We start from the raw sequence: 25,654 nt of genomic DNA, 5'->3' as shown, positions 1-25,654 counted from the left end.
CTGGTCCCTCACAGCCCGATCTGCGCCAACCCCTCACGCAGCCGCCAGAGCGGTATGCGGAAATGGGCATGCTTATCGCTGGGATCCCCTTCGGTTCCGCAGACGATTTTCGGATCGTACCCGAGCGCGCGCATCGGTCCGTAAAAACCATTGAGACTGAAGATGTTGGGTTGATTGAGAACGAGGAGCTTCACCGACGGATCCGCGAAAATCAGATTGACCAGGGACGAACCGCTGGGAGCGACAATCGCCTCGGCGTCCTGGAACAGGCGAACCTGCTCGACGAAGCTCAGTTCCTCGGGAAAGACGGTTTCGAAGCCTTCCGTGCGAAGATGCTCCGCAATCTCGGCGTCGTTCAGAAGATGGCGCCAGTGCCGTTTCCCGCGCGACAGGTAGATCCGCCGCGTGCGCGCACCGGAGGGCGGCAGGCTGGCGAAGATGCGATCCCGGAGGAATCGAAAGCATCGCGGCGAGAACGGCCCCTGCTCATGCGTCGGAATGTCATGATCCACGGCCCAATAGACCGGGAAGAAGGTCGGCGGCGGCGCCATCACCAGACGCCGGCAGCGAAACCCGCTCTTGCTTGGCAATAGGACGAGCTCGTTGTCGACAAGCTGCCGGAGGTAATCGAAATGACTGCCCGGCATGTCTTCGTCGACGATGATGGGCAGTTTCGCAAAGTCCGGATGCTGGACAAGGAAGGTAAGGCGGCACAGGAATTCCGGCACCCAGTGCCCAAAATGCTCGGACGCGCCGCCCGACAGCATGATTCCCTCGTCGAGGTCGGTGATCCGGTGCTGCTGCGGGTCGATGAGGATCTGTTCGCCGCGTCGACGCCGCACGGACTTGTCGTGATAAAACTCAATGAACCGGCCATAGCGGCTGTCCGCCGCGACGTCGTTGAGCGCGGCGCCGTCCGGGGTCAGCACCATGTCCGATTTCGACAGAACGACGGCATCGGACGCCGTGCAGACATAGGGGCGATAGCTGCGGACCATTCCCTTGAAGAGGGTGACCGGCGGACCGCCGATCAGGCTGGGATCTTCGACCGGGATGTCTTCGCATTCGTCGGTGAAATCCAACGCCACACCGGCCTTTTCGGCCCAATCCATCACCGAGGACAGTCTGGCGCAATGGTAATCCACCCCCAGCGCCTCGATCTCCCCACCAAGCCCGGCCTCGAAGAGCAGCGTCGCCCAGGTCTCGGTGAACGCTCGATCCGGCAGATTTCGCTCCGCATAGCTCTTGGTAAAATCATTGTAGAGCTTGCGCCCCCAATCGATGCCGCGTGCAGCGACGACCGTTTCCAGCAGACGGCACCCCGTTGCCACGTCGGGGCGGCAGTTGTAGGCCTTTATCAGCGCCACGGCCGCTTCGGCGGAACGCCCGAGCGCCTGCTGCGCCATGCCGAGGTAAAAATACGTCGCCCAATCTTTCGATCCGAGCCGAATGGCTTCGGTGCAAGCCGTTACGGCCTTTTCGAAATCGTCGGATATTTGTTTGGCTCTTATCCTGCCCATCCGGGCTGACCGGTCCTGTTCGTCCGCGCCCGATATTTGAAGAACGGCCCCTGTCATCATGGCAAACCAAGCGTTTTCAGGGAAGGCGGCCCGGGCCGCCTGCAGACGGGCCTTGGTCTCTTCGAAACGATGGAGCACGAGAAGTTTTTCTATCTCGAGTTTTCGCGAGTCCGCTGAAGCTTCGAGAGGCTGCTCGGATGCGTCCATGCCGTTGTCACTCCGTTCCAATGGACACGTTGGAAGGCATCCTCTGCGAAAGATGTCGTTTCCAAACGCGGGCCCTAACAGGATATTTACCGGGATTTATGCAAGGATCATAGGGCGGATGGCAACTACTTCAGACAGTGAGGGTGGTTGACTCTGCCAAAATTCTTTGTCATACAATCGCTTCATTACAATGGGCCCGACCGATAGGGTCCGTTCCGAAAAATGGACTGGTTCTGATCCTTTGGCTTGACAAGCGAGAAAGAAATCCGCTGCAGCGTCTGGATGATCAGTGTTGAACCAGGAATGAACAAGGGTGCGATCGACCGGGATGCATTGGATCGTCCATATCGGCGCGCCCAAGACAGGTTCGACCGCCATACAGCGGTTCCTGTTCGAGAACAGGGAGTCGCTTCTCGCCTGTGGCGTCCGGTATCCCGACGTCAGCCTCCGCGGCTACGGGCATCATGACCTCGCCTTCCTGCTCGGCGGCGGCTACCCCGTGTGGGCCACTCCGCAGGACCGGACGCTTGCGGAACTCGGTGCGGCTCTGCGCGACGCCGTGAGGGCGGGCGGGACGGATACCGTCCTTCTCAGCAGCGAGAATTTCTATCTCTACCCGGAGCCGGCGACGCTGCGCGGCCTGCTGCGCAGCGCGGGAATGGAGGCGGACGACCGGGTTTCCATCGTCTGCTATCTGCGCCGCCAGGACGAGGCGCATGTTTCCTGGTACAACCAGACCGTCAAGGCCCAGGGAAACTCGGCGGGCTTCGAGGCGAGCGTTCGCCGCGATCATGGGCTGTGGGACTACGCGGAGCGTCTGAAGCCCTGGCAGGCCGAGTTCGGAACCTCGGCCCTCATCCTTCGGGATTACACCGCGCTCGCCTCCGGCGACGTGCGGGGGGATTTCCTGACGGCCATCGGGCTGCCGCACGCGCCCTTCGCCCTGCCGCCGGTACGGCCGAACGAACGGATCAACCGGGACATCCTGGATTTTCAGCGGCTGCTCAATCGGCTGCCGCTGAAGGTCGCGCAGAAGAGACGCTATCACAAGCACCTCATCGCGCTGACCGCGGCCACGGCCGGGGACACCGTTTTCGACGACACCCCCTTTCTGTCGGCCTCCCAGCGCGCCGCCCTGGTGGATTCCTATGCGCAGGGCAACGCTTCGGTCGCCCGGATCTTTCTGGATCGGGAGGATTTGTTCGCCCCTGTTTCCGTTGAGGACAACGAGGCGCCGTCGGCAAGGCGCGGACTGACCCCGGCCAAACTGGCCTTCATCGTCCGGTGGCTCATCGCCCACCGGTTGTCCTGATCCGTGATCGTCCTGTTCCAAGAGGCACCATGTCTTCCGACAGCAGCCATTACATGTTCAAGCATCACCCCGAAACCTGCGATCCGGACGATCACTGGGGCCAGGTCAAGCGCACGATCAATGGCAAGCCGGTGTCGCCCGAGCAGATCGCGCTGATCGTCACGACCATCAAGAACGGCCTCTCTCTCGCAGGCGACGATGTTCTGCTTGATCTCTGCTGCGGAAACGGCGCTCTGACGACGCATCTTTTCGAGATTTGCCGTGGCGGTCTTGGCGTCGATTATTCTGATTTTCTGATCGGAGTCGCCAACCAACGCTTCACGCGTGGCCCATCCGAGCGTTATCGTCTTGCCGACGCGCTGGATTATGTCCGGACCGAGAGCGATCCCCAGGCCTTCACGAAGATTCTCTGCTACGGCGCCTTTCCCTATTTCAGCCATGACGCCGCGCATGGGCTTCTGCAGGGATTGAGCGAACGGTTCGACCGGGCGACCCACCTCTTCCTTGGCCAGATGCCCGACAAGACGCGCATGAAGGCCTTCTTCGCCGACCGCGATCCGGCGCCTGGGGAAGAGGACGATCCGGCGTCGCTGCTCGGGATCTGGCGCACGCCGGCCGAATTGGCGGCGTTGGCGGAGGCCGCAGGCTGGACCGCCCGGTGCGAGCGCATGCCGGCGCATTTCTTTGCCTCGCATTATCGTTTCGACGCGGTCCTGACGCGCTCTTGAGCGTGCCGGGGAACAGGGGACGGCGTATCGGAATGACAGAGTCGAATGAAGCGGGCAGCCTTGCGGAACTGGCCGTGTTCGGCGCCGCGCCGTTGTTTTCACGGGCGCGGACGACGGGCCAGTTGGCCAACCGCGACCCCGATCGGTTCTTTGCCTTGGCGTCCGGCGCCTTCGAGCGGCGTTGGCTGACCAACCAGGGACCGCTGGTGCAGGAACTGGAGGAGCGGCTGTGCCGGTTCCACGGGACGGCCCATTGCGTCACCTTCGCCAACGCCTGCTTCGCGTTGGCCCTCGCCCTCCGCACGCTGGCGCGGCCGGGGGCGAAGAGGGTTCTTCTGCCGGCGCTGACGTTTCGCGGCCTGCCGCACCTGATCCGCTGGGCCGGTCTCGAGCCGCAGTATTGCGACGTGGATCCGGTGACCCACACGCTGGCACCGGAAAGCCTCGCGCGGCACATCGGCCCCGACACGGCCGCGGTGCTGGCGGTGGACAACGTCAACGCTCTCTGCGACATCGACGCGATCGAGCGGCTGACCGGGGCCGCCGGCGTTCCCCTGCTGATGGATTGCGTCTATGGGATCGGCGGCTCCTATGGCCGGGACCGCGTGGGGTCGCGCGGAAGGGCCTCCGTCTTCAGCCTGCACGCGACCAAGCTGATCAACGGATTCGAAGGCGGCTATCTCACGACCGACGACGACGCCTTGGCGCTGGATCTGCGCAGCCAGCGGAATTTCGGATTTGGGGATGACGGCTTGGTGCGCCAGCTGGGTCTGAACGGCAAGCTCAACGAACTCCACGCGGCGTTCGCCTTGTCGAATCTGCCCCATGTCCAAAGCATCGTCGACGGCAACGCCGAGCGCTTCGCCGCGTATCGACACGGCCTCGCCGGCATCCCATGGGTGTCTTTCGCGGATTACAGCCGGTCGCCCGGCACGTACAGCCTGGTTCTCCTGAGGGTGGCGCCGGACGCGCCGTACACGCGCGACGCGTTGATCCGCATCCTGCGGGCGGAGAACGCGTTGGTGCGCCCCTATTACGCGCCGCCGCTGCATCGCGTGGATCCGGTCCCGGCGTCGGGCGGCGCCCCGGCGGTGGAGCTGCCGGTGTCCGATCAAGTAAGCCGAGAGTTCATCCAGATGCCGGTGGGCGATCTCGTCTCCGTCGAAGACATCGGCGCGATCAGCCGATTCTTCACCACGCTGGACCGCCGATCCGGCTCGATCGCCGGCCGCCTGCGGGAGTTGCCCCGATGAGCGATGAACGCACCCCGCCAAGCCCGGCGCCCCGTCCGCCGGAAGGCTTCGAGACACCCTTGCACGTCGGTCAGTTGAACCTGCCGGCGGCGGAAGCGTTTCGCGAAGCCTTCGACGGCATCTTCGACCGCCGGTTCTTCGCCAACCATGGCCCCCTGGAGCAGCGGCTGGACCGGGAGCTGGCCAGCCTGTTCGGCGTGCGCAACGCGGTGAGCGTGGTGAACGCAACCGCCGCCCTCATGCTGGTCCTTCGGGCGCTCGACCTCGACGGCGAGGTCATCGTGCCGTCCTTCACCTTTCCGGCGACCGTCCAGGCGGTGGTCTGGGCGGGGTTGAGGCCGGTCTTCTGCGACATCGACCCGCAGACGCAGACGCTGACCGCAGCGCGCGTCGCACCGAAGATCGGTCCGGCCACGGCCGCCGTTCTCGGCGTGCACATCTGGGGACGCGGCTGCGATCCGCTCGAATTGGAGGCGCTGACCGCCAGCCGGGGCGTGAAGCTGGTGTTCGACGCCGCCCACGCCGTCGGGGCCACCTTCCGGGGGCGGCGTTTCGGCGGATTCGGCAACGCCGAGGTCTTCTCCTTCCACGCCACCAAGATCCTCAACGGCGCCGAAGGCGGCTGCATCACGACGGACGACGACGATCTCGCCGCCCGGCTCCGGACGATGCGCAGCTTTCATGACACGGACGAGCGCGTCCCCGGCCTTCTCCGCCTGAACGCCAAGATTTCGGAGGCGCAGGCGGCGATGACCCTGCTCGGTCTCAGGAGCCTGGATTCCCTGATCGAGCAGAATCGCCACCGCTACGAACTTTACCGAAGCGGGATCGACGGCACGCCGGGGATTCACTTTCTCGACTACGCGGCGGGTGAGACGAGCAACCACCAGTTCATCGTTCTGTCGGTTTCGCCAGCGGAGCTCGGCCTGTCGCGGGACGAGCTTCTCGACCTGCTTCAAGCCAAAAACGTTCTTGCCCGCCGTTACTTCTTTCCCGGCGTCCACCGGACCCCGCCGTTCTGCGATGAAGGGATGGCCGAGCTTCCGATCACGGACCATCTCTGCCAAACCCTGGTCCAGTTGCCGAGCGGGCAGGCCGTGACCGACGCCGACGTCAAGCGCGTCTGCGCCATAATCCGCTGGGCGGCCACTCCGGAAGGCCGGATGGCGGCACGGGCATGACGACGCTTGGCATCATGCAGCCCTACTTCTTTCCGTATCTGGGCTATTTCCAACTCATCCTCGCCGTCGACCGCGGAATCGTGTTCGACGTCGTCAAGTACAACCGGAAGAGCTGGATGAACCGGAATCGCGTGCTCCACCCGAATGGCGGTTGGCAGTATGTGAGCGTTCCGGTCCACGCCCCCCACGGCACACCGATCAACGCCGCGACCGTGGTGGACGGCGAGGCCGCGGCGCGGCGAATTCTTGGGCAGCTCGAGCATTACCGTGGAAAGGCGCCGTTCTTCCAGCAAGTCTGTGGGCTGGTTTCGGAAGCCTTCGCCTCAACGAAAACCAACGGTCTCTGCGAACTCAATGTGCGTTCGCTTGCTGTGGTCTGCGATTATCTCGGCATCGCCTTCGACTGGAGCGTTTGTTCGGAAATGGCTCTGGAGTTGCCGACCATCGACTATGCCGGCCAGTGGGCACTGGAAATCAGCAGCGCTTTGGAAGCCCGGCGATACGTCAATGCGCCGGGCGGCCGTGAGATTTTCGTCTCGCATGACTGGGAATCTCGAGGGATTGATTTGTGTTTCTTGGAACCAAAATCTTATACTTATGACTGTTATCCTTACAATCATATTGAAAATCTGTCGATAATTGACGCATTGATGTGGAATAATAGAGAGGATGTTCTGCATTACATTATAGATACAATGAAAATATCAAAATAATATTCTTGTTTATTTTTCTTCTTTGTTCTTTCGGAGGAGGGTAATTTGCGAAGCTCCGCTTACTTCCTGACCGAAGGGTATGGCTCTGGCTGTCGACCGGGACCCTTGCCCAGTCTGCCCTTTCCGTTGCGGCCCGCTTCCCATGGAAAGACCGTTTTCTTGCTGCGAAAAGGCCGAGGCATGGCCTGGATCACCAGCCTTGCCGCAACGCTCGCGGCTTTGCTTGCAAACGGAGCCTTCGCCATGTCCCCCGTACCCTTTTTTCAGCAGGTGCGGCAGGTCGGCGTGCTGTGCGCGATGGATGCGGCTCCGGAGCGGGCTGGCGTCGCGCCGGACGAGGCCGCCTTGTGCGGCCTCGCCGTGGCGGAGATGAAGAGCCTGATCGGTGTCGAAGGGCCGACGACGACGGCGTTGGTCCGCAACGACGAACGGGTCGGCGATTCCGGCACGCTGGTCGTTCTGCTGCACGCCACGCTACGCGACGCGCCGCCGGGCAGTGTGCTGGCACTTTCCGCCAGCCTGTACCGGGCAAGGCCGGACGTGGGTGCTCCGCCCTTCTTCGTGGCTCCTCCCCAGGGGGTCGTCGCCGCTGGAGAGGCCGTGCCGCTGGAGGATGCGCGCGGCGCCCTGCGGCAACTTCTGGCGGGTGTCGCGCGGGCGATCCGAACCAACCGGTAGAGCGTGATGCGCCGACGGATCGGCTTCGGGTTTGGAGTCTTGTCGCAGCCCCCAATCCGTCGGTACCAGGTCCAGCTCTCAGCGGCAGAGCTGGGCGAATTTCCGTTCCGGGATCGGCGGGGCCGACGGGTGCAGCAGCAATCCCTGCTCCTCGACCTCGACGCGGGCGTCGGGGTAGACCGCGAGCGCCAGTTGAAGCGCCTCGATGAAGCGCTTGCGGAAATCGCGCAGGCGGCTGTAACCGGCGCCGAATTGCTCGAACACCGCCGGCCAGGTGATGGTCATCGAGCGCGACAGGCTGTGCAGCCGGTAGGCGAGCCAGATGTAGATGTCGATGCTGGTGCTGTTGTTCTGGATGTGGCGCAGGGCGGGTTCCCAGATCGGCACCGGGTGGGCCTTCAGCTCGCGGAAGAAGGCTTCCGAGAGCAGAACGCGGTCCTCCCACAGCGACCCCTGGTCCGATCCGGTGTTCGAGGAGAAGTGGATGCCGCCCTTGACGATGGAGCCCTTCTCGAAGCCGATGCTGTGGGCATCTTCCCAGGCGAAGGTCAGGTTGCAGGCGGCGATGCGCGACGCCTGCTCGCGGATGTCGCGGTAGGTCTGGCCGCCCACCGACAAGCCCATGCGGTCGAGCCATTCGTGCATGCTGCGGCCGAGTTCGACCTCGCGGCTGTCGGTCTGGATCGCGCGGGTCTGCAGATAGAGGAGGATCATGCGCGCGCGGCTGCCGTAGGGCACGCCGTAGAGCTTGAAGCCCCCGTTGCGGATCGGCAGTCGTCCGGGCTCGATCAGCAAACGGATCTTATGACCACGGCGTTCCCATGGCTGGTCGTCGGGAAGACGACGATGGGGAAGAGCCGTCAGCGCGAAGCCCGAATAGGTGATGCCGAGCTCTTGGCGCTCCTCTTCCATGACCGCGGCGGCGACATCGACTAGCGACCGCTTTTCCGGATCGGGTTGGAGTGCCCTGGCTTGGTCGCGTCCAAGCTGGCTGATCAGGTTGTGTATCTGTCCCATAGCGAGCTGACCTTGGAACGACTTTGTGGAAAACCCTATATCACGCCGGGTCGACCCCAGCAATTTGGAGTCTTGTCGCTCAAACTATTTGTTAGGTTATTTGATTCAGTTATTAGTTTGCGCGACAAGACTCCAGCAGCGAATCGCGAGTCGCGCGACAAGACTCCAGAATTGCCGCGACAAGACTCCAGCGGATAGTCCACACGGCCTGTGGATTTTTCCTGGTACGCGACAAGACTCCAGGGGAAAAGCTTGGTTCTGGAGGCGAATCGCTTGCAAAGGGCTGTTTTCCGAGTCGCAACGCTGTTTTGGGCACCCTCCGTGTCTCTGCGAATCGGACGATGTTTGGAGTTCTGTCGCGCCCCCCCTCCCGCAGAGGGGCCGGGGGGGATCCGGCGCGGGGGGGCGCGACAAGACTCCAAGCCTGGGCGTGGCAATCGATCGGGGGGTTGGAGTCTTGTCTCTCCCTCCTTCGGTCGGTTCGCGCCGTCCGTTCCGGCCGGGATCCCCGGTCGGGTAGCCGCCGGAGGGGTGCTTGTGGTCGTGGAGGAGCGCGGTTTATAAGGGAAACGCTTGGGCGCGGGGCGGTGTCCGCCGTGGCGGCCGTGGCGTTCCTTGGCAAAACACGTTTCAAGGCGGCAGGATGAACGGCGTTTCCACGCAGAAGATCGTACCGGTGCTGCTGTCCGGCGGTTCCGGCTCCCGTCTTTGGCCCTTGTCCCGGGAGCTGTATCCCAAGCAGTTCCTTCCCCTGTGCTCCGACCGCACGATGCTGCAGGACACCGCGCTGCGGGTCGGCAACGCGGTCGCCTTCACGGCGCCGCTGGTCGTCTGCAACCAGGAGCACCGTTTCCTCGTGGCTGAGCAGCTCCGACAGTCTGGCATCGCGCCACGCGGCATCGTGCTGGAGCCGGTGGGGCGCAACACGGCGGCGGCCTGCGCCGTCGCGGCGCTGACCGTTGCCGCGACCGATCCCGACGCCCTGCTGCTGGTGCTGCCGGCCGACCACCAAATCCGCGACGTCGCGGCCTTCCACGAGGCCATTGGGATCGCGGTGCGCGCGGCGCGGGCGGACCGGCTGGTCACCTTCGGCATCGCCCCGACGGCACCGGAGACCGGTTACGGCTACATCCGCCGGGGCGGCTTCCTGGAGGACGCCGACGGCGCCTTCGAGGTCGCGGCCTTCGTCGAGAAGCCGACGCTGGAGGTCGCCCAGGGCTATCTGGCCGAGGGCGGCTACGTCTGGAACAGCGGGATGTTCCTGTTTCCCGCCGCCTTGCTGCTGGCGGAGCTGGAGCGCCACGCCCCGGCGGTGGTCGCCGCTGGGCGCGAGGCGCTGGAGAAGGGGGCGGCCGACCTCGACTTCTTCCGGCTCGACACCGACGCCTTCGCCAAGGCGCCCGGCATCTCCATCGACTACGCGGTCATGGAGCGCACCGGCCGCGCCGCCGTCGTGCCCTGCGACATCGGCTGGACCGACGTCGGCGCCTGGTCGGCCCTGTGGGACGTCGGGGCCAAGGACGAGCAGGGCAACGTCGTCGTCGGCGACGTGTTGCTGGATGGCGCGCGCGATTGCTACGTGCGCAGCGACAACCACCTGACCGCCGTGGTCGGGCTGGAGAACGCCGTGGTGGTGGTGGTCGACGACGCCGTGCTGGTGGCCGACCGCGACCACGCGCAGGACGTCAAGCGCATCGTCGACAAGCTGAAGGCGGGAGGACGAACCGAGTCGGTGAACCATCGCAAGGTCCACCGGCCCTGGGGGGCCTACCAGTCGCTGCACACCGGCGAGCGGTTCCAGGTGAAGAGCCTGACCATCGCGCCGGGTTCGCGGCTGTCGCTGCAGAAGCACCATCACCGGGCCGAGCATTGGGTGGTGGTCAACGGCACCGCCCTGGTCACGCGCGACGCGGAGCAGGTCCTGGTCTACGAGAACCAGTCCATCTACATCCCGATCGGCACGGTCCACCGGCTGGAAAACCCCGGCAAGGTGCCGCTGACCATCATCGAGGTGCAGTCGGGATCCTATCTGGGCGAGGACGACATCGTCCGGCTGGAGGATTCCTACGGGCGGAACTGAGCCGCCGCCCCGTCCGCCGGCGGTTGTCCGTCTGGCTTGGGCGTGGCTTGTGTCCCTTTGGGGACCCCTCAACAGTCGGCTTGGTTGTGGTACACCCTTCGGGTAAACAGGGATGATTGAGGACGGCCCGCCGTCCCGGCCCTGTTTCCCCGAAGGCCACCATGATTCGCGATCCGCAGGGCGGCCAGGACGACCGCATTCCCGAACTCTACGCCGACGGAATCCTCGACGTCGGCTTCGGCAACGGCATGGTTCGCATCGACCTGTTCAGCCTTTCCCCCCTGCGCAAGGACGAGAACGGGCAGCCCCTCCCCGCCATCCGGCAGCGCGTCGTCATGAGCCTCCAGGGCTTCCTGTCCAGCCTCGGCGCCATGGACGGCATGCGCCAGCGTCTGGAGGCGGCCGGGATTCTGGTTCCGAACGGCGTTCCCAACGTTGCACCCGCCGACGCGGCTCCGCGCCCGCCCGGCCCGTTCGCGGTCGCGGCCCCAACGGCGGCGATGACGGGTGGATCGCTGCCCTCCCCAGTGGCCGCCCCCGCGCCGTCGATGCCGGTCCCGCCCAAATCACCCAATTTCGGTTGACCGCCGTGCCGGACGCCAGCTCATCGCCGCTTGATCGGCGCGCCGCCGCGCCCCAGGACTCTGCCGCCGCCGCGCCGCCCCGGCCGGACAGCGCGCTGCGCTGCCTCGCCCTGGTGGCCCGCCACCACGGACTGCCCGCGCCGGCCCCGATCCCCGTCCCGACGGCCGGTGGTTCAACGGCCGGCGGTTCGGCCGAGCCGTCCACCGCCGCCCTGCTGCGCATTGCCGGCGAGGCCGGGTTGAAGGCGAGCGCGCGGCGTCTGGGCTGGAAGGATTTGCAGGCGCTGCCGCCGGTCTTCCCGCTGCTGGCCCGGCTGAAGAACGGCAACACCGTCATTCTGGTCGGCGTCTCCCGCCCGGCGGAGGGTGCTGCCGGGAGCGCCGATGCCGAGCCGACGGTCGGCGTGGTCGACCCGCTGGCCGACCGGTTGGACGTGATCGACGTGCCGCGCGACCGCTTCCTGGAGCGCTGGAACGGCGAGTTGATCTTCCTGAAGCCGCGCCACGGCATCGCCGACCCGCGCCAGCCCTTCGGCCTGCGCTGGTTCGTCCCGGAAATCCTCAAGCAGGGCGGCGCCTTCCGCGACGTCATCGTCGCCGCGCTGGTGCTGCACGGGTTGGCCCTGATCGTCCCGGTCTATTTCCAGATCGTGATCGACAAGGTGCTGGTGCACGAGGCGATCACCACGCTCCAGGTTCTGACCGTCGGCGTGCTGGCGGCCCTGCTGTTCGAGGCGGCCTTCCGCTTCCTGCGCCAGTTCATCCTGCTGTCGGCGGCCAACAAGATCGATATAAGGCTGCTCAACCGGACCTTCGGCCATCTGCTGGACCTGCCGATCACCTTCTTCGACGGCAATTCGGCCGGCGTCACCGTGCGCCATATGCAGCAGGTCGAGCGCATTCGCGAGTTCCTGACCGGCAACCTGCTGTCCACCGTGCTGGACGCACTGGTGCTGCTGGTCTTCCTGCCGGTCCTGTTCTTCTATTCGGTCAAGCTGACGCTGATCGCCCTGCTGTTCGCGGCGCTGATCGCCGGGGTGGTGGTGGCGCTGGTGCCTGTCTACCAGAAGCGTCTGCGCGACCTCTACAGCGCCGACGCCGAGCGCCAAGCCATGTTGGTGGAGACCATCCACGGCATGCGCACTGTCAAGTCCTCGGCCCTGGAGCCGACGCAGCGCCGGCTGTGGGACCGCCGCGCCGCCCGCGCGGTGACCAGCCATTACCGGGTCGGCCGCATCTCCATCGCCGCGCGCACGGTCACTGAGTTCCTTGAAAAGGCCATGCTGGTCGCGGTGGTCGCGGTCGGCGCCTTCGACGTCTTCGACCGCCAGCTCTCGGTCGGCGCCCTGATCGCCTTCCAGATGCTGTCGGGCCGGGTGGTGACGCCGCTGGTGCAGATCGTCTCGCTGATCCACCAGTACCAGGAGACCGCGCTGTCGGTGCGCATGCTGGGCGAGGTGATGAACCATCCGGCCGAGCCGCGTCGCGAGGGCACCGGCGCCCACCCGGTGCTGGCCGGTCGGATCGACATCGCCGATCTCGGCTTCCGCTACGACCGCCACCGCCCGGCGGCGCTGGAAGGGGTGTCGCTGCCGATTCCCGCCGGCTCGGTCGTCGGGCTGGTCGGGCGCAGCGGGTCGGGCAAGAGCACGCTGATGCGGCTGCTCCAAGGCTTCTACCCGGTGCAGGAAGGCTCGATCCGTTACGACGGCGTCGACATCCGCGAGCTCGACCTGTCGCATCTGCGGCGCTCCATCGGCGTCGTGCTCCAGGAGAATTTCCTGTTCCGCGGCAGCATCCGCGAGAACATCGCCATGACCCGCCCCGACGCCACCCGCGAGGAGGTCATCGAGGCCGCCCGGCTGGCCGGCGCCGACGAGTTCGTCCAGAACCTGCCCGACGGCTACGACACCATCGTGGAGGAGGGCGCCTCCAACCTGTCGGGCGGGCAGAAGCAGCGCATCGCCATCGCCCGCGCGCTCTTGCCGCGGCCCCGCATCCTGATCCTGGACGAGGCGACCAGCGCGCTCGACCCCGACAGCGAGGCGGTGGTGATGAACAACCTGACCCGCATCGCCCAGGGGCGCACCGTGCTGATCGTCACCCACCGGCTGTCCACCCTGACCGGCTGCGACAGCATCGCCGTGCTGGAGAAGGGCCGGGTGATCGACCGCGCCCCCCACGGCGTCCTGCTGGAGCGCTGCGGCGAGTACCGCCATCTCTGGCAACAGCAGAACCGGCGGGGGGGCTGAGCGCGATGAGCCTGTTCTCCCGCTCCGAAACCAGGCTGCCCGCCGGCTTCGCCGTCGATTTCCTGCCCGACGGAGCGGCGATCGAACACGCCCCGCCGCATTGGCTGGCGCGCTCCACCCTCTACGTCCTGGCGGCCTTGCTGGGGGCCGGGCTGCTGTGGTCGGCGCTGTCGCAGGTCGACCGGGTCGTCACCGCCGGCGGCCGGCTGATCACCACCGCGCCCACCATCGTGGCGCAGCCGCTGGAGACCGCCATCGTCCGCTCCATCGACGTGGCGGCGGGCGACGTGGTGCGGGCCGGCGACCGGCTGGCGACGCTGGATCCGACCTTCGCGGCGGCGGATTTGGCCGACCTCGCCGCCCGGCTGGTCAGCCTGGACGCCCACATCGGCCGGCTGCGCGCCGAGATCGACGGCGGCGTCTTCCGCGCCGAGGCCGGCAACGCCGACGCGGCGCTGCAGGACACCATCCTGGAGCGGCGGCGCGCCGAATACGTCGCCCGGCTGACCGCGCTGGACGAGAAGGCGGCCCAGGCCCAGGCGGTGATCGCCACCAGCCGCCGTTCGCAGAGCGGGCTGGCCGAGCGGCTGTCCGTGATCGAGGAGGTCGAGACGATCCGCCACCAGTCCCAGCAGCGCCAGACCGGCTCGCTGCTGAACCTGCTGGAGGCGCGCAGCGAGCGTCTGCGCGTGCGCGACGACCTCGCCGCCCTCCAGGACCGCGAGCGCGAGGCCGGGCACGAGCTGAAGGCGGTGCAGGCCGAACGCTCCGCCTTCATCGACGAATGGCGCCGCAAGGCGTCCGAGGAGCTGGTCGATCAGACCCGTCAGAGGGGCACGCTGGTCGAGCAGATCGCCAAGGCCGAGCGCCGCCGCTCGCTGGTCACCATGACGGCCCAGGTCGACGCGGTGGTGCTGGAGGTGGCGAAACGCTCGGTCGGCTCCGTCGTCAAGGAGGCCGAGCCGCTGGTCACCCTAGTGCCGAGCGACGTGCCGTTGGAGATCGAGGCCGAGATCCCGTCGCGCGACGTCGGGCTGGTCCGGGTCGGCGACATGGTGCGGGTGAAGCTGGACGCCTTCCCCTTCCAGCGCCACGGCACCCTGGCGGGCGAGGTGCGCACCATCAGCGCCGACGCCTTCCAGCGCGAGGCCAAGGACGGCACCAAGGAGGGGGGCGCCGCCGTGTTCCGCGCGCGGGTGCGCCTGCTGGCGACCCGGCCGGAGGGCGTTCCGGAGGGCACCCGCCTCAGCCCCGGCATGGTCGCCTCGGCCGAGATCCGCATCGGCACGCGGTCGGTGCTGTCCTACTTCCTCTACCCGGTGATCCGGGCGCTCGACGAGAGCATCCGCGAGCCTTGAGGGCGGACGACTCTCAAGAGAGCGCCGGAGGATCGCCTCAGGGCGTCGCGGCCTGCACGGCCGGCGGCCGGCGGTCGACCAGAAGCGCTTCCAGCCGGGTTTTCAGCCACCGGCGCGCCGGCTTTTCCAGGCAGACGAAGGTCACCAGCGAGGCGGCCACGGTGGCGGCGAGGTAGAGCGCCAGTTGGAGGCCATGGGGAAGGCCGAGCCCGGCGAGGCGCGGCTGCAAGGCCCTGAGCAGGAAGAAGTGCAGGATGTAGGTGGCGTAGCTGGCCTCTCCCAGCCAGATCAGCGGCCGGCTCGCCAGGAGGCTTCCCAGCCAGTCGCGACCGCCGGCGACCGAGAGGATCAGCAGTGCGAAGAGGGGCATCAGCAGGCCGTTGCTGACCATCAGGTCGGGCGTGCCGAGCGTCCGCCAGAAGCAGGCGAAGAGCACGGCCAGCCCCACCGCCGTCACGCCGCCCCAGGCGGGAACCCGCACCCCCATGGTGAAGACGCGCGCCAGCAGGATGCCAGCGATGAACTCGGGCAGGCGCAGCAGCGGCGTGTACTGGATGAAGGCGTTCGCCAGGACCAGCCGTTCCGGGCTCTGCGCGACCCAGTGCTGGACCGCCGGGCTGTAGCTGTAGAGGGCCGGCGCCAGCAGGGCCAGGGGATAGAGCAGCGCCGCGACGGCGACCAGCCGGCCGGTGCCGAGCCGCGCGACGGCGGCGGCGATCAGGGGGAAGCCCAGATAGAAGAAGGCTTCGGACGACAGCGACCAGCCCGGGCAGTTCCATTGGCAGGAGGTCCAGGGCGTCCAGGCCTGCAACAGGGTCGCGTTGCCGAACAGCGTTCCCAGAAGCTGTGCCTGCGTCCGCAGGCCGACCGAAATGAGATCGACGCTGTCCTGCCAGAAGCTCGGGAAGGTGAGCGCGAGGCCGAGCAGGTAGACGGGGTAGATGCGGGCGAAGCGGGCGATCATGAACCGCCGCCGTCCGGCCCGGCTGGTGCTGTCGCGGTCCGTGTACTGGTAGCCCAGGACGAAGCCCGACAGCATGAAGAACAGCCCGACGCCGACGAACCCCATGCTGACGAACTCGAACACCGGCGGGGAGGCGTCGGGCAGGAACAGCGGCCGGACGTGGAACAGGACCACCCAGAGGGCGGCGAAGAAGCGCAGGCCCGTGAGACCGTCGAGGCTGGGCTTGGAAAGGGCGTTGGTCATGGCGGAGCCTGCGGTGGTGGGCCTGTGGAGGCGGCGGGCGACGGGGGCAGGGCGTCGGAAATCAGAACGGGGCGCGCCTCACGCCATTTCGCTGGCGGGGGTCATGCGGCGAGGCAGGAGGATGGACTTCAGGCGCAGGGCCGGCTGCTCCACCAGTTTCCAGGACACCACCGCCATCGCCAGCGTGGCGACGAAGGACACGGCGATGAAGGCCGGCAGGCTGAGGCCGGGGGCGTGGTTCATCACGGTCTGTTGGATCGGAAAGGCGAAGATGTAGATGCCGTAGGAGACGTCGCCGTGCTTCGCGAAGATCCCCAGGCCGGGGATGCGGGCGAAGGCGACGAAGTGGACCAGATAGGGCAGCAGCAGGAAGAACACGGTCTCCCCGGCCGGGGTGTAGCGGCAGGCGACGATGGCGACCACGCAGAGCAGCGCCAGATCCCAGCGGACCGGAACCTTGTCCCGCGCCACGTAGAGCAGGCTGCCCATGAAGAAGAAGAAGGCGAGCCGCAGCGTCGAGTAGAGCGGGATGGAGCCGAGCAGGACGCCGCCCTGCTTCTCCCAGCGCCAGCCCCAATGGACGGTGAGGTTGAGACGGAGCAGGAACAAGGCCGCCACCAGCGCGATCAACCAGCGCACCGTCAGGACGCGGGCCAGCCCGAGCCCGACCACCAGCGCGTACATGAAGACCTCGACCGGCAGGGTCCACAGCGAGCCGTTGACCATGAAGGGGTCGGGCAGCGTCTCGAACACGCCCGGCAGCACCGCCGAGGACTGGAAGACCGTGGCGTTCAGCAGGTAGGCCGCCGTCAGCGGATGCCGCCAGTACTCGGCGAGCGGCAGCGTAGTGTTGAGCGGCCCGATCACCAGGATCGTGAACAGCACGGCGAAAACCAGCCCCGGCAGGATGCGCAGGACGCGCGCGAGCGCGTAGGCGCCGAGCGAGCGCGCGTTCTGGAAGGAGCCGGTGATCAGGAAGCCGCTGATGACGAAGAAGATGCAGACCGCCAGCCCGCCACCGGTGTCCACCCCCCCGCTCCACGTCGCGAAGAACTCGTTGGGCGTGCCGGAGAGCGGCCAGGAGTGGCTCACCAGCACCAGCGTGGCAGCGGCGAAGCGGATGAAATCGAAATTGTTGTGCCGGCTGCGCAGGGAAGCGCCGATCGCATCGTATTTGGATGTATTAGGAGAGATTTGCATTGGGGCGCTCTGGCTGACGCTGCAATGCGCAGCTATAGCACAGGCGCGCCCTTGCGCGAATCCCTATCCCCTGCGGATGCTGGGACAAGTCATGGCGTGTCTGCCCATGCGTCGGGACGCGCTTGGGAGCGGGCCGAGTTTGTCCTTGCGGCATGGAAGCCGGGTTGGATAAACCTTCCTCCAAAAGAGGAAGACCATGCGTATTGCGATGATTGGCACGGGCTATGTCGGCTTGGTGTCGGGCGCCTGTTTTTCGGAGTTCGGCGTTCACGTCACCTGCGTCGACAAGGACGCCGGCAAGATCGAGCGGCTGAGGCGCGGCGAGATCCCGATCTACGAGCCGGGCCTCGACGATTTGGTCGCCCGCAACGTCGCCGCCGGCCGCCTGTCCTTCACGCTCGACCTGAAGGAGGCGATGCAGGGCGTCGACGCCGTGTTCATCGCGGTCGGCACTCCCTCGCGGCGCGGCGACGGCCACGCCGACCTCTCCTACGTCTACGGCGCCGCCGAGGAGATCGCCGCCAACCTCGACCACTACACCGTGGTCGTCACCAAGTCGACCGTGCCGGTCGGCACCGGGCGGGAGGTGGCCGACATCATTCGCCGCGTTCGTCCAGACGCCGAGTTCGACGTGGCCTCCAACCCGGAATTCCTGCGCGAAGGCTCGGCCATCGGCGACTTCATGCGACCCGACCGCGTCGTCATCGGCGCCACCTCGGACCGCGCGGGCGAGGTGATGCGGCGGCTCTACCGGCCGCTCTACCTGATCGAGACGCCGATCGTCGTCACCTCGCTGGAGACGGCGGAGCTGACGAAATACGCGGCCAACACCTTCCTGGCGGCCAAGATCACCTTCATCAACGAGATCGCCGATCTCTGCGAGAAGGTCGGCGCCAACGTCCACGACGTGGCGCGCGGCATCGGGCTGGACGGACGTATCGGCAAGAAGTTCCTGCACCCCGGCCCCGGCTACGGCGGGTCCTGCTTCCCCAAGGACACGCTGGCGCTGGTCCGCACCGCCCAGCAGGTTGGCAGCCCACTGCGCATCATCGAGACGGTCGTCGACATCAACGACAAGCGCAAGAAGCGGATGGCCGAGCGAATCATCGCGGCCTGCGGCGGCAGCGTGGCCGGCAAGACGGTGGCTGTGCTGGGCGTCGCCTTCAAGCCCAACACCGACGACATGCGCGACAGCCCCTCGCTCGACATCGTCCCGGCGCTGATCGAGGCCGGCGCCACGGTGCGCGCCTATGATCCGGCGGCGATGCACGAGGCGGAAAAGCTACTTCCTGGCGTCGAGTGGGCCAAGGACGCCTACGGCACCTTGGAGGGGGCCGATTGCGTGACGATCCTGACCGAATGGAACGAGTTCCGCGCGCTCGACCTTCGCCGCGTCAAGGCTCTGCTGAAGGCGCCGGTGATGGTCGATCTGCGCAACATCTACAATCCCGACGACATGGCGCAGGCCGGCTTCATCTACACGTCCATCGGACGGACGGCGCCCGCGCTGTCCTGAGCCCTTCAGATAGGATCACCGTTCCCCATGCGCAGTTTGACCCGTAAGCGTGTCCTCGTCACCGGCGGCGCCGGGTTCCTCGGTTCGCATCTATGCGAGCGGCTGCTGGATGCCGGAAACAGCGTCCTGTGCGTCGACAACTTCTTCACCGGCAGCCGCGACAACATCGTGCATCTGCTGGGCAACCCGCAGTTCGAGGTGATCCGCCACGACGTGACCTTCCCGCTCTACGTCGAGGTCGACCAGATCTACAACCTCGCCTGCCCGGCCTCGCCTGTGCACTACCAGCATGATCCGGTGCAGACGACCAAGACCAGCGTGCTGGGCGCCATCAACATGCTGGGCCTTGCCAAGCGGCTGAAGGCCACCATCCTCCAGGCGTCGACCAGCGAGATCTACGGCGACCCGGCGGTGCATCCGCAGCCCGAGGAGTATTGGGGCAACGTCAACACGATCGGCCCGCGCTCCTGCTACGACGAGGGCAAGCGCTGCGCCGAAACGCTGTTCTTCGACTACAATCGCCAGCACGGCCTGCCGATCAAGGTCGTGCGCATCTTCAACACCTACGGCCCGCGCATGCATCCCGACGATGGCCGGGTCGTCTCCAACTTCGTCATGCAGGCGCTGCGCGGCGAATCCCTGACGGTCTACGGCAGCGGCAACCAGACGCGCTCCTTCTGCTTCGCCGACGACCTGATCGAAGGCTTCCTGCGCTTCATGGACACGCCGCCCGAGGTCACGGGCCCGATCAATCTCGGCAATCCCGGCGAGTTCACCATGCTGGAACTGGCCGAGCATGTGATTCGCCTGACCGGTTCCAGCTCCCGGATCGTCCACAAGCCGCTGCCGCAGGACGACCCGAAGCAACGCCGTCCGGACATCACCAAGGCCAAGAACCTGCTTGGCTGGGAGCCGACGATTCCGCTGGAGGACGGGCTGGAGCGCACGATCCGCTACTTCCGCGACCGCTTCTTTGCGTGATGCCGACGCCCTCCGGGTCCCGACCCGTCAGGTCGAGACCCGAGGCGCGCCGCTCAGTCGAGCAGGCTCAGGAGGTAGCGGCCGTAGTCGTTCTTCTTCAGGGGGGCGGCCAGCCGGGTGACCTGCTCGCCGTCGATCCAGCCGGAGACGTAAGCGATCTCTTCCGGGCAGGCGATCTGGATCCCCTGGCGGTTCTGGATGGTGCGCACGAACTCCGCCGCCTCCAGCAGGCTGTCGTGGGTGCCGGTGTCGAACCAGCCGTAGCCGCGCCCCATCAGCTCGACGTCGAGCCGGCCCATCTCCAGATAGGCGGCGTTGACCGAGGTGATCTCCAGCTCGCCGCGCTCCGACGGCTTCACCGAGGCCGCGATGTCGATCACTTGGTTGTCGTAGAAGTACAGCCCCGTCACCGCCCATTTGGAGCGCGGCGCCACCGGCTTCTCCTCGATGCTGAGCGCCCGGCCGTTGGCGTCGAACTCGACCACGCCGTAGCGTTCCGGGTCGCGCACGCCGTAGGCGAAGACGCGGGCGCCGCTGGTCTTCTCACCGGCCGCGCGCAGCAGCTGGGTCAGGCCGTGGCCGTAGAAGATGTTGTCGCCCAGCACCAGGGCGCAGGCGTCGTTGCCGATGAACTCGCGGCCGATGATGAAGGCCTGGGCCAGCCCGTCAGGCGAGGGCTGGACCGCGTAGGACAGCGAGACGCCCCATTGCGAACCGTCGCCCAGCACGGCCTGGAACAGCGCCTGGTCGTGCGGGGTGGTGATGATCAGGATGTCGCGGATGCCGGCCAGCAGCAGCGTGCTGAGCGGGAAGTAGATCATCGGCTTGTCGTAGATCGGCAGAAGCTGCTTGCTGACCGCGCGGGTCACCGGGTAGAGCCGGGTGCCGGATCCGCCCGCCAGGATGATGCCTTTCATGTCCGCCGCCTGCCTGTTCTGAAGTCTGGGTCTGTCGGGAAGGGAGAATAGCGGAAGGCCGTGGGCCGGCCCTCCGCGTCAGGATGCCGCCGTCACGGCGTCTTCGTGGGGGATTGGGCGAACAGCGCGTCCAGGACGCGCTCCAGGCTGTCCTCCCAGGCCGGCGGCTCGACGCCGAAGGCGGCGCGCAGGCGCCCGCAGTCCAGCCGCGAGTTGACCGGGCGGCGCGCCGGGGTCGGGTAGTCGGCGGTCGCGATCGGCTTCAGCGCCGGGCGCCGGCCCTCCTCGCGCTCCAGGCGCTGGAAGATGCGCTCGGCGAAGCCGAACCACGTCGTCTCGCCCGCTCCGGTCAGGTGGTAGGTGCCCCAGGGCACGTCGTCCGGCCGGCTTTGGATGCGCTCGACAATAGCAACGATGGTGTCGGCGATGTCGGCGGCGGCGGTCGGCGCGCCGGTCTGGTCGGCGACGACCCCCAGCTCCGCCCGCTCGCGACCCAGCCGCAGCATGGTCTTCACGAAATTGGCGCCATGGGCCGCATAGACCCAGGAGGTGCGCAGGATGACGTGGGTGGCGGCGGCGGCGCGCACCGCAGCCTCGCCGGCCTCCTTGCTGGCGCCGTAGGCGTTGACTGGTGCGACCGGGTCGCCCTCGGTGTAGGGGGCCGGCTTGGTTCCGTCGAAGACGTAGTCGGTGGAGATGTGGATCAGCGGCGCGCCGCGCGCGGCGCAGAGCGCCGCCAGCCGGGCCGGGCCGTCGCGGTTGATGGCGAAGGCGGCTGCGCGGTCGCTCTCGGCCTTGTCCACGGCGGTGTAGGCGGTGGCGTTGACGACCAGATCCGGGGCGTGATCCGCCATGGCGCGGTCGATGCTGGCGGGGTCGGCCATGTCCAGCGCCGGACGGGCGAGCCCGACGAGCGTGGTGCCGGCCGGCCAGGAGGCGTGCATCAGGGCGTCGCCGACCTGCCCGCTGGTGCCGAGGACGAGAACCTTCACGCCACGCTCCCGGTCTTGGCCGCGCTCTCCAGCCCCAGCCGTTCGCCGGAGTAGGAGCCGTTCTGCACCGCCTCCCACCAGGGGCGGTTGGCGAGGTACCACGCGACCGTCTTGCGCAGGCCGGTCTCGAAGGTCTCCTGCGGGCGCCAGCCCAGCTCGCGCTCGATCTTGTCGGCGTCGATGGCGTAGCGCTTGTCGTGGCCGGGGCGGTCGGCGACGAAGGTGATCAGGCGGTCGTGGGGGGCGCCGGCGGGCGCCATCTCGTCCAGCAGGGCGCAGATGCCGCGGACCACCTCGAGGTTGGTGCGCTCGTTGTGGCCGCCGATGTTGTAGCTCTCGCCGACGCGGCCCTTCTCCACCACCAGGCGCAGGGCGCGGGCGTGGTCCTCGACGTAGAGCCAATCGCGCACGTTGTCGCCGGCGCCGTAGACCGGCAGCGGCTGCCCCGCCAGCCCCTTGAGGATCACCAGCGGGATCAGCTTCTCGGGGAAATGGTAGGGGCCGTAGTTGTTGGAGCAGTTGGTCAGCACCACCGGCAGCCCGTAGGTCTCGTGCCAGGCCCGGACCATATGGTCGCTCGACGCCTTGCTGGCCGAATAGGGCGAGTTGGGGCTGTAGGCGGTCGTTTCGGTGAAGAAGCCCTCGGCGCCCAGCGAGCCGAACACCTCGTCGGTCGAGATGTGGTGGAAGCGGAAGCCGGCCTTGCGGTCGTCGGGCAGGGCGGACCAATGGCCGCGCGCGGCCTCGAGCAGGCGGTAGGTGCCGACGATGTTGGTCTGGATGAATTCCCCCGGCCCGTCGATGGAGCGGTCGACGTGGGATTCGGCGGCCAGATGCATGACGGCGTCCGGCTGGTGCCGGGCGAAGACCCGGCGCAGCGCCTCGCCGTCGCAGATGTCGACCTGCTCGAAGGCATAGCGCGGGTTGTCACCGGCGCCGGGCAGCGAGGCCAGGTTGGCGGCGTAGGTCAGCTTGTCCAGGTTGACGACGCGGAGGTCGGTTTCGGCGAGCAGCTGCCGGACCACGGCGGACCCGATGAACCCGGCGCCGCCGGTGACGAGAATGCACTTCATCAAAACACCTGCGCCCTATCGTGAGACGAACAGCCAAACCGGAAAAGACGTCGTGAAGCAAGGATCGTTTCGGAGCCGGTCCTTCAGAACAACTCCGTCGCCCCAGCCAGACGGGGATGGACGAGATCCTTGTCGGACAGGCGGGCCTTGCCAGCTTCGACCGGCCATTCGATGCCCAGATCCGGGTCGTTCCACAGGATCCCGCGGTCATGCTCCGGCGAGTAGAAGTTGGTCACCTTGTAGATGACTTCGGTGTCGGGTTCCAGCGTGCAGAAACCGTGGGCGAAGCCGGCCGGGACCAGGATCTGGTTCCACTCCGTCGCACTGATGATGGCCGAAACATGCTGGCCGAAGGTCGGCGAGCCCCGGCGGATGTCCACCGCGACGTCGAAGACCGCGCCGCGCACCACGCGCAGCAGCTTGTCCTGGGCGAAGGGCGGCAGCTGGAAATGCAGGCCGCGCACCGTGCCGATCTCGGCCGACAGGGACTGGTTGTCCTGCACGAAGTCGAGATCCAGACCGGCCGCCGCGAAGGCACGCTTGCTGTAGGTCTCCGAGAAGAAGCCGCGATGGTCGCCGAACTTCTTCGGGCGGATGATCTTCACGTCGGGAAGGGCGAGTGCGGCGATGTCCATGGCTCAAGGCTCCTGCTGCCGGTCGGTGCGGCGTTTGGATGACTTGGTATCGCCGGGCGCGGCCGAAGTCCATGGTCGAACGGTGTGCCCACCCCCTCCATCGGCGAGGAGACCGTGCTTTTCGGGGCTGCGCGAAAGCGCCGGGCGCGAACGCGGAAAAGATGGGGGGACCGCGCGGGGACGAACGATATTCTGGATCGCCCCCGCAACGCAGCAAGACTGGACCGTCATGGCCAACCCGACCTCCCGTGAAACCGCCCCGCGCGAGACCGTGCTCGTGACGGGCGGCGCCGGCTACATCGGTTCCCACGTCGTGCTGGCGCTGCGCGACGCCGGACGGGCGGTGGTGGTGGTCGACGACCTGTCCACCGGACGCCGCGCCGCCGTGCCGGACGGCGTTCCCCTGGTGGTGGGCAGCGCCGGCGACGCGGAGCTGGTGGCCGCCACGATCGCGGCGCACGGCGTCGGCACCGTGATGCATTTCGCCGGCAGCATCGTCGTCCCGGAATCGGTCGAGAAGCCGCTCGACTACTACCGCAACAACACGGTGAACAGCCTAGCCCTGGTCGGCGCCTGCGTGGCGTCGGGGGTGGAGCGCTTCATCTTCTCGTCCACCGCCGCCGTCTATGGCATGCCCGACGCCATGCCCATCGACGAGGAGGCCCCGACCCGGCCGATCAACCCCTACGGCCGGTCCAAGCTGATGACGGAATGGATGCTGCGCGACACCGCCGCCGCCCATGGGCTGCGCTACGTGGCGCTGCGTTATTTCAACGTGGCGGGGGCGGATCCGGCGGGGCGTTCGGGGCAGAGCTCCCGGCTGGCGACCCATCTGCTGAAGATCGCCGCCCAGGCGGCGACCGGCCAGCGGGCGGAGATCCAGGTCTACGGCGACGACTACCCGACGCCGGACGGCACCTGCGTGCGCGACTACATCCACGTCAGCGATCTGGCCGCCGCCCATGTGGCGGCGCTCGTCCATCTGGAAGCCGGGGGCGACAGCCAGACCCTGAACTGCGGCTATGGCCGGGGCTATTCCGTCCGCGAGGTGCTGGACATGGTGGAGACGGTGCTGGGCCGTCCGCTGCCGGTCCGGACCGCCGGGCGGCGGGCCGGCGATCCGCCGGCCCTGGTCGCCGGAACCGAGCGGATCGGCCGTACCCTGGATTGGACGCCGCGCCACGCCGATCTGGAAACCATCGTCCGGACCGCGCTCGCCTGGGAGGAAAAGCTCGTCGTTGCGGTTCCGTAACGGGATTAGGGTCGGAGCCGGAACGTTCCGGCTCCGATACCCGTGGGATCAGCGCGCGCCGACCAGCTCCGCCAGCTTGCGCAGGCCGGGGCTTCCGGTGCGCGACTGTTTCAGCGTGTCGTGGATCGACAGACCCTCGCGCGGGTTGGGCACGCCGAGCGCGGCCTGGACCTCCGGCGCGACGGGGGTGTTCTTCTTGCGGGCACGGATCCGGGCCTGGACCTCCTGGTAGAGGGCCAGCTTTTCCCCGTCCAGGCCGGACTGGGTCGCCACGGTGTTGCTGCCGTCGGTCTTGTAGAAGTAATACCCGACCGGCGTCCCCACCAGGGAGAAGTCCGACGGAAAGCCGGCGCAGATCCGCAGAAGAAGATCGTAATCCTCCTCGATGGTCAACCCGGTGTCGAAATGCAGGAGATCGGTCGGCAGTTGCGAGCGGTCGATGACGTAGCTGTGGATCGGGCAGAAGTTGTTCTTGAAGAGGTCGGCCAAATCCTGCCCCTTGTAGGGCGGGACCTTGGAGCCGACCATGTAGAAGAAATGGTCGTGGACCTCGACCTGCATCACCTGGACCGAGGCGAAGGCGATCGCGGCGCCGGTCTTGCGGAGCTGGCCGACCAGCATCTCGTAGGCTTCCGGGAACAGCACGTCGTCGTAGTCGAGGAAAGCCAGATAACGGCCCTGCGCCACGTCGAGCCCGCGATTGAGCAGATAGGTCCGGGCGTCCACCACCCCGGCCTCGTCCCAATTGTGGACCGACAGCCGGGGGGCGTTTGGAAGCTGGAGGAGTGGGGCCAACGCCGCCTCGGTCGCCGCGACCTCGTCCGGCGAGAAACGTTGCAGGACCAGAACGATGTTGATGGGCCGGTAACGCTGGCCGACCAGCGAGAACACGCAGCGCTCCAGCTCGGGCAGGCGCCGGGGGTCGTGGAAGCGGACGACGCAATCCAGCGTGTCGCTGGACTGGGTATTGCCCGGAAGGGAATGGTCGGTCATGGCGG

22 protein-coding genes are annotated in these 25,654 nt (G+C 67.0%); 13 read left to right on the top strand and 9 right to left on the bottom strand.

What is annotated here, in order from left to right; translation table 11 throughout:
- Window positions 1-8: 8 nt before the first annotated feature.
- On the bottom strand, window positions 9-1,727 hold the full coding sequence (locus tag EJ913_RS16885) for a glycosyltransferase family 61 protein (RefSeq protein ID WP_126999949.1): 1,719 nt from the start codon (window positions 1,725-1,727) through the stop codon (window positions 9-11).
- 328 nt (window positions 1,728-2,055) lie between these two features.
- Between EJ913_RS16885 and EJ913_RS16880 the strand changes: the two genes are divergently transcribed.
- The 6 genes from EJ913_RS16880 (at window position 2,056) to EJ913_RS16855 (ending at window position 7,592) form a co-directional block, all read left to right on the top strand.
- Window positions 2,056-3,039 carry a hypothetical protein gene (locus EJ913_RS16880; protein WP_126999947.1) on the top strand — a complete coding sequence of 328 codons (984 nt, stop codon included), beginning with the start codon at window positions 2,056-2,058 and terminating at the stop codon, window positions 3,037-3,039.
- A gap of 29 nt (window positions 3,040-3,068) precedes the next feature.
- Window positions 3,069-3,767 (top strand): class I SAM-dependent methyltransferase, encoded by a 699-nt coding sequence (locus EJ913_RS16875; protein WP_126999945.1) that lies wholly within the window; start codon window positions 3,069-3,071, stop codon window positions 3,765-3,767.
- A 32-nt stretch (window positions 3,768-3,799) separates the two neighbouring features.
- A complete protein-coding gene (locus EJ913_RS16870) occupies window positions 3,800-5,020 on the top strand; it encodes a DegT/DnrJ/EryC1/StrS family aminotransferase (RefSeq protein ID WP_126999943.1) in 1,221 nt (406 codons plus the stop codon).
- Window positions 5,017-6,201, top strand: a complete 1,185-nt coding sequence (locus EJ913_RS16865; protein WP_126999941.1) for a DegT/DnrJ/EryC1/StrS family aminotransferase — start codon at window positions 5,017-5,019, stop codon at window positions 6,199-6,201. Before EJ913_RS16870 ends, EJ913_RS16865 begins: the two co-directional genes overlap by 4 nt.
- A complete protein-coding gene (locus EJ913_RS16860) occupies window positions 6,198-6,914 on the top strand; it encodes a WbqC family protein (protein WP_211098975.1) in 717 nt (238 codons plus the stop codon). The genes EJ913_RS16865 and EJ913_RS16860 overlap by 4 nt, the downstream gene beginning before the upstream one ends.
- A 243-nt stretch (window positions 6,915-7,157) precedes the next feature.
- Window positions 7,158-7,592, top strand: coding sequence for a hypothetical protein (locus EJ913_RS16855; protein ID WP_126999939.1), 435 nt, complete (start codon window positions 7,158-7,160; stop codon window positions 7,590-7,592).
- Window positions 7,593-7,670: 78 nt separating this feature from the next.
- On the opposite strand, the gene EJ913_RS16850 is transcribed toward EJ913_RS16855, so the two are convergent.
- A complete protein-coding gene (locus EJ913_RS16850) occupies window positions 7,671-8,609 on the bottom strand; it encodes a replication protein RepA (RefSeq protein ID WP_126999937.1) in 939 nt (312 codons plus the stop codon).
- A 643-nt stretch (window positions 8,610-9,252) separates the two neighbouring features.
- On the opposite strand from EJ913_RS16850, the gene EJ913_RS16845 reads away from it, so the two are divergent.
- The 4 genes from EJ913_RS16845 to EJ913_RS16830 all read left to right on the top strand — a co-directional run bounded on the left by EJ913_RS16845 (window position 9,253) and on the right by EJ913_RS16830 (window position 14,883).
- A complete protein-coding gene (locus EJ913_RS16845; RefSeq protein WP_126999935.1) occupies window positions 9,253-10,689 on the top strand; it encodes a mannose-1-phosphate guanylyltransferase/mannose-6-phosphate isomerase in 1,437 nt (478 codons plus the stop codon).
- A 161-nt stretch (window positions 10,690-10,850) separates the two neighbouring features.
- On the top strand, window positions 10,851-11,273 hold the full coding sequence (locus EJ913_RS32550) for a hypothetical protein (RefSeq protein ID WP_238519357.1): 423 nt from the start codon (window positions 10,851-10,853) through the stop codon (window positions 11,271-11,273).
- A gap of 5 nt (window positions 11,274-11,278) precedes the next feature.
- Window positions 11,279-13,525: a peptidase domain-containing ABC transporter gene (locus tag EJ913_RS16835; RefSeq protein WP_126999933.1), complete on the top strand. Its 2,247-nt coding sequence runs from the start codon at window positions 11,279-11,281 to the stop codon at window positions 13,523-13,525.
- Between the two features lie 5 nt (window positions 13,526-13,530).
- Window positions 13,531-14,883: an HlyD family type I secretion periplasmic adaptor subunit gene (locus EJ913_RS16830; RefSeq protein WP_126999931.1), complete on the top strand. Its 1,353-nt coding sequence runs from the start codon at window positions 13,531-13,533 to the stop codon at window positions 14,881-14,883.
- 37 nt (window positions 14,884-14,920) lie between these two features.
- Here EJ913_RS16830 and EJ913_RS16825 read toward each other — a convergent pair whose 3' ends face one another.
- Both EJ913_RS16825 and EJ913_RS16820 read right to left on the bottom strand, forming a co-directional pair.
- Window positions 14,921-16,090: an acyltransferase family protein gene (locus EJ913_RS16825; protein WP_126999929.1), complete on the bottom strand. Its 1,170-nt coding sequence runs from the start codon at window positions 16,088-16,090 to the stop codon at window positions 14,921-14,923.
- Between the two features lie 78 nt (window positions 16,091-16,168).
- Window positions 16,169-17,290: an acyltransferase family protein gene (locus EJ913_RS16820; protein ID WP_126999927.1), complete on the bottom strand. Its 1,122-nt coding sequence runs from the start codon at window positions 17,288-17,290 to the stop codon at window positions 16,169-16,171.
- 196 nt (window positions 17,291-17,486) lie between these two features.
- Here EJ913_RS16820 and EJ913_RS16815 point away from each other — a divergent pair, with 196 nt between their 5' ends.
- Window positions 17,487-18,806: a UDP-glucose dehydrogenase family protein gene (locus EJ913_RS16815; RefSeq protein WP_126999925.1), complete on the top strand. Its 1,320-nt coding sequence runs from the start codon at window positions 17,487-17,489 to the stop codon at window positions 18,804-18,806.
- A 27-nt stretch (window positions 18,807-18,833) separates the two neighbouring features.
- On the top strand, window positions 18,834-19,787 hold the full coding sequence (locus EJ913_RS16810; RefSeq protein WP_126999923.1) for a UDP-glucuronic acid decarboxylase family protein: 954 nt from the start codon (window positions 18,834-18,836) through the stop codon (window positions 19,785-19,787).
- A 53-nt stretch (window positions 19,788-19,840) separates the two neighbouring features.
- Here EJ913_RS16810 and rfbA read toward each other — a convergent pair whose 3' ends face one another.
- The 4 genes from rfbA to rfbC form a co-directional block, all read right to left on the bottom strand.
- A complete protein-coding gene (rfbA, locus tag EJ913_RS16805) occupies window positions 19,841-20,704 on the bottom strand; it encodes a glucose-1-phosphate thymidylyltransferase RfbA (RefSeq protein WP_126999921.1) in 864 nt (287 codons plus the stop codon).
- 92 nt (window positions 20,705-20,796) lie between these two features.
- Window positions 20,797-21,696, bottom strand: a complete 900-nt coding sequence (gene rfbD / locus EJ913_RS16800; protein WP_126999919.1) for a dTDP-4-dehydrorhamnose reductase — start codon at window positions 21,694-21,696, stop codon at window positions 20,797-20,799.
- A complete protein-coding gene (rfbB, locus tag EJ913_RS16795; RefSeq protein ID WP_185909811.1) occupies window positions 21,693-22,769 on the bottom strand; it encodes a dTDP-glucose 4,6-dehydratase in 1,077 nt (358 codons plus the stop codon). Before rfbB ends, rfbD begins: the two co-directional genes overlap by 4 nt.
- An 83-nt stretch (window positions 22,770-22,852) precedes the next feature.
- On the bottom strand, window positions 22,853-23,404 hold the full coding sequence (gene rfbC / locus EJ913_RS16790) for a dTDP-4-dehydrorhamnose 3,5-epimerase (protein WP_126999915.1): 552 nt from the start codon (window positions 23,402-23,404) through the stop codon (window positions 22,853-22,855).
- Window positions 23,405-23,633: 229 nt separating this feature from the next.
- On the opposite strand from rfbC, the gene galE reads away from it, so the two are divergent.
- Window positions 23,634-24,656 (top strand): UDP-glucose 4-epimerase GalE, encoded by a 1,023-nt coding sequence (gene galE / locus EJ913_RS16785; RefSeq protein WP_126999913.1) that lies wholly within the window; start codon window positions 23,634-23,636, stop codon window positions 24,654-24,656.
- A gap of 48 nt (window positions 24,657-24,704) precedes the next feature.
- Here galE and EJ913_RS16780 read toward each other — a convergent pair whose 3' ends face one another.
- Window positions 24,705-25,649 (bottom strand): glycosyltransferase family 2 protein, encoded by a 945-nt coding sequence (locus EJ913_RS16780; protein ID WP_126999911.1) that lies wholly within the window; start codon window positions 25,647-25,649, stop codon window positions 24,705-24,707.
- Window positions 25,650-25,654: the final 5 nt, after the last annotated feature.

Origin of the sequence: Azospirillum doebereinerae (assembly GCF_003989665.1) — a bacterium.
In the GTDB taxonomy this organism is placed as follows: domain Bacteria; phylum Pseudomonadota; class Alphaproteobacteria; order Azospirillales; family Azospirillaceae; genus Azospirillum; species Azospirillum doebereinerae.
The sequence above is the reverse complement of the archived record's forward strand: the minus strand, read 5'-3'. Positions and strand labels throughout refer to the sequence as shown.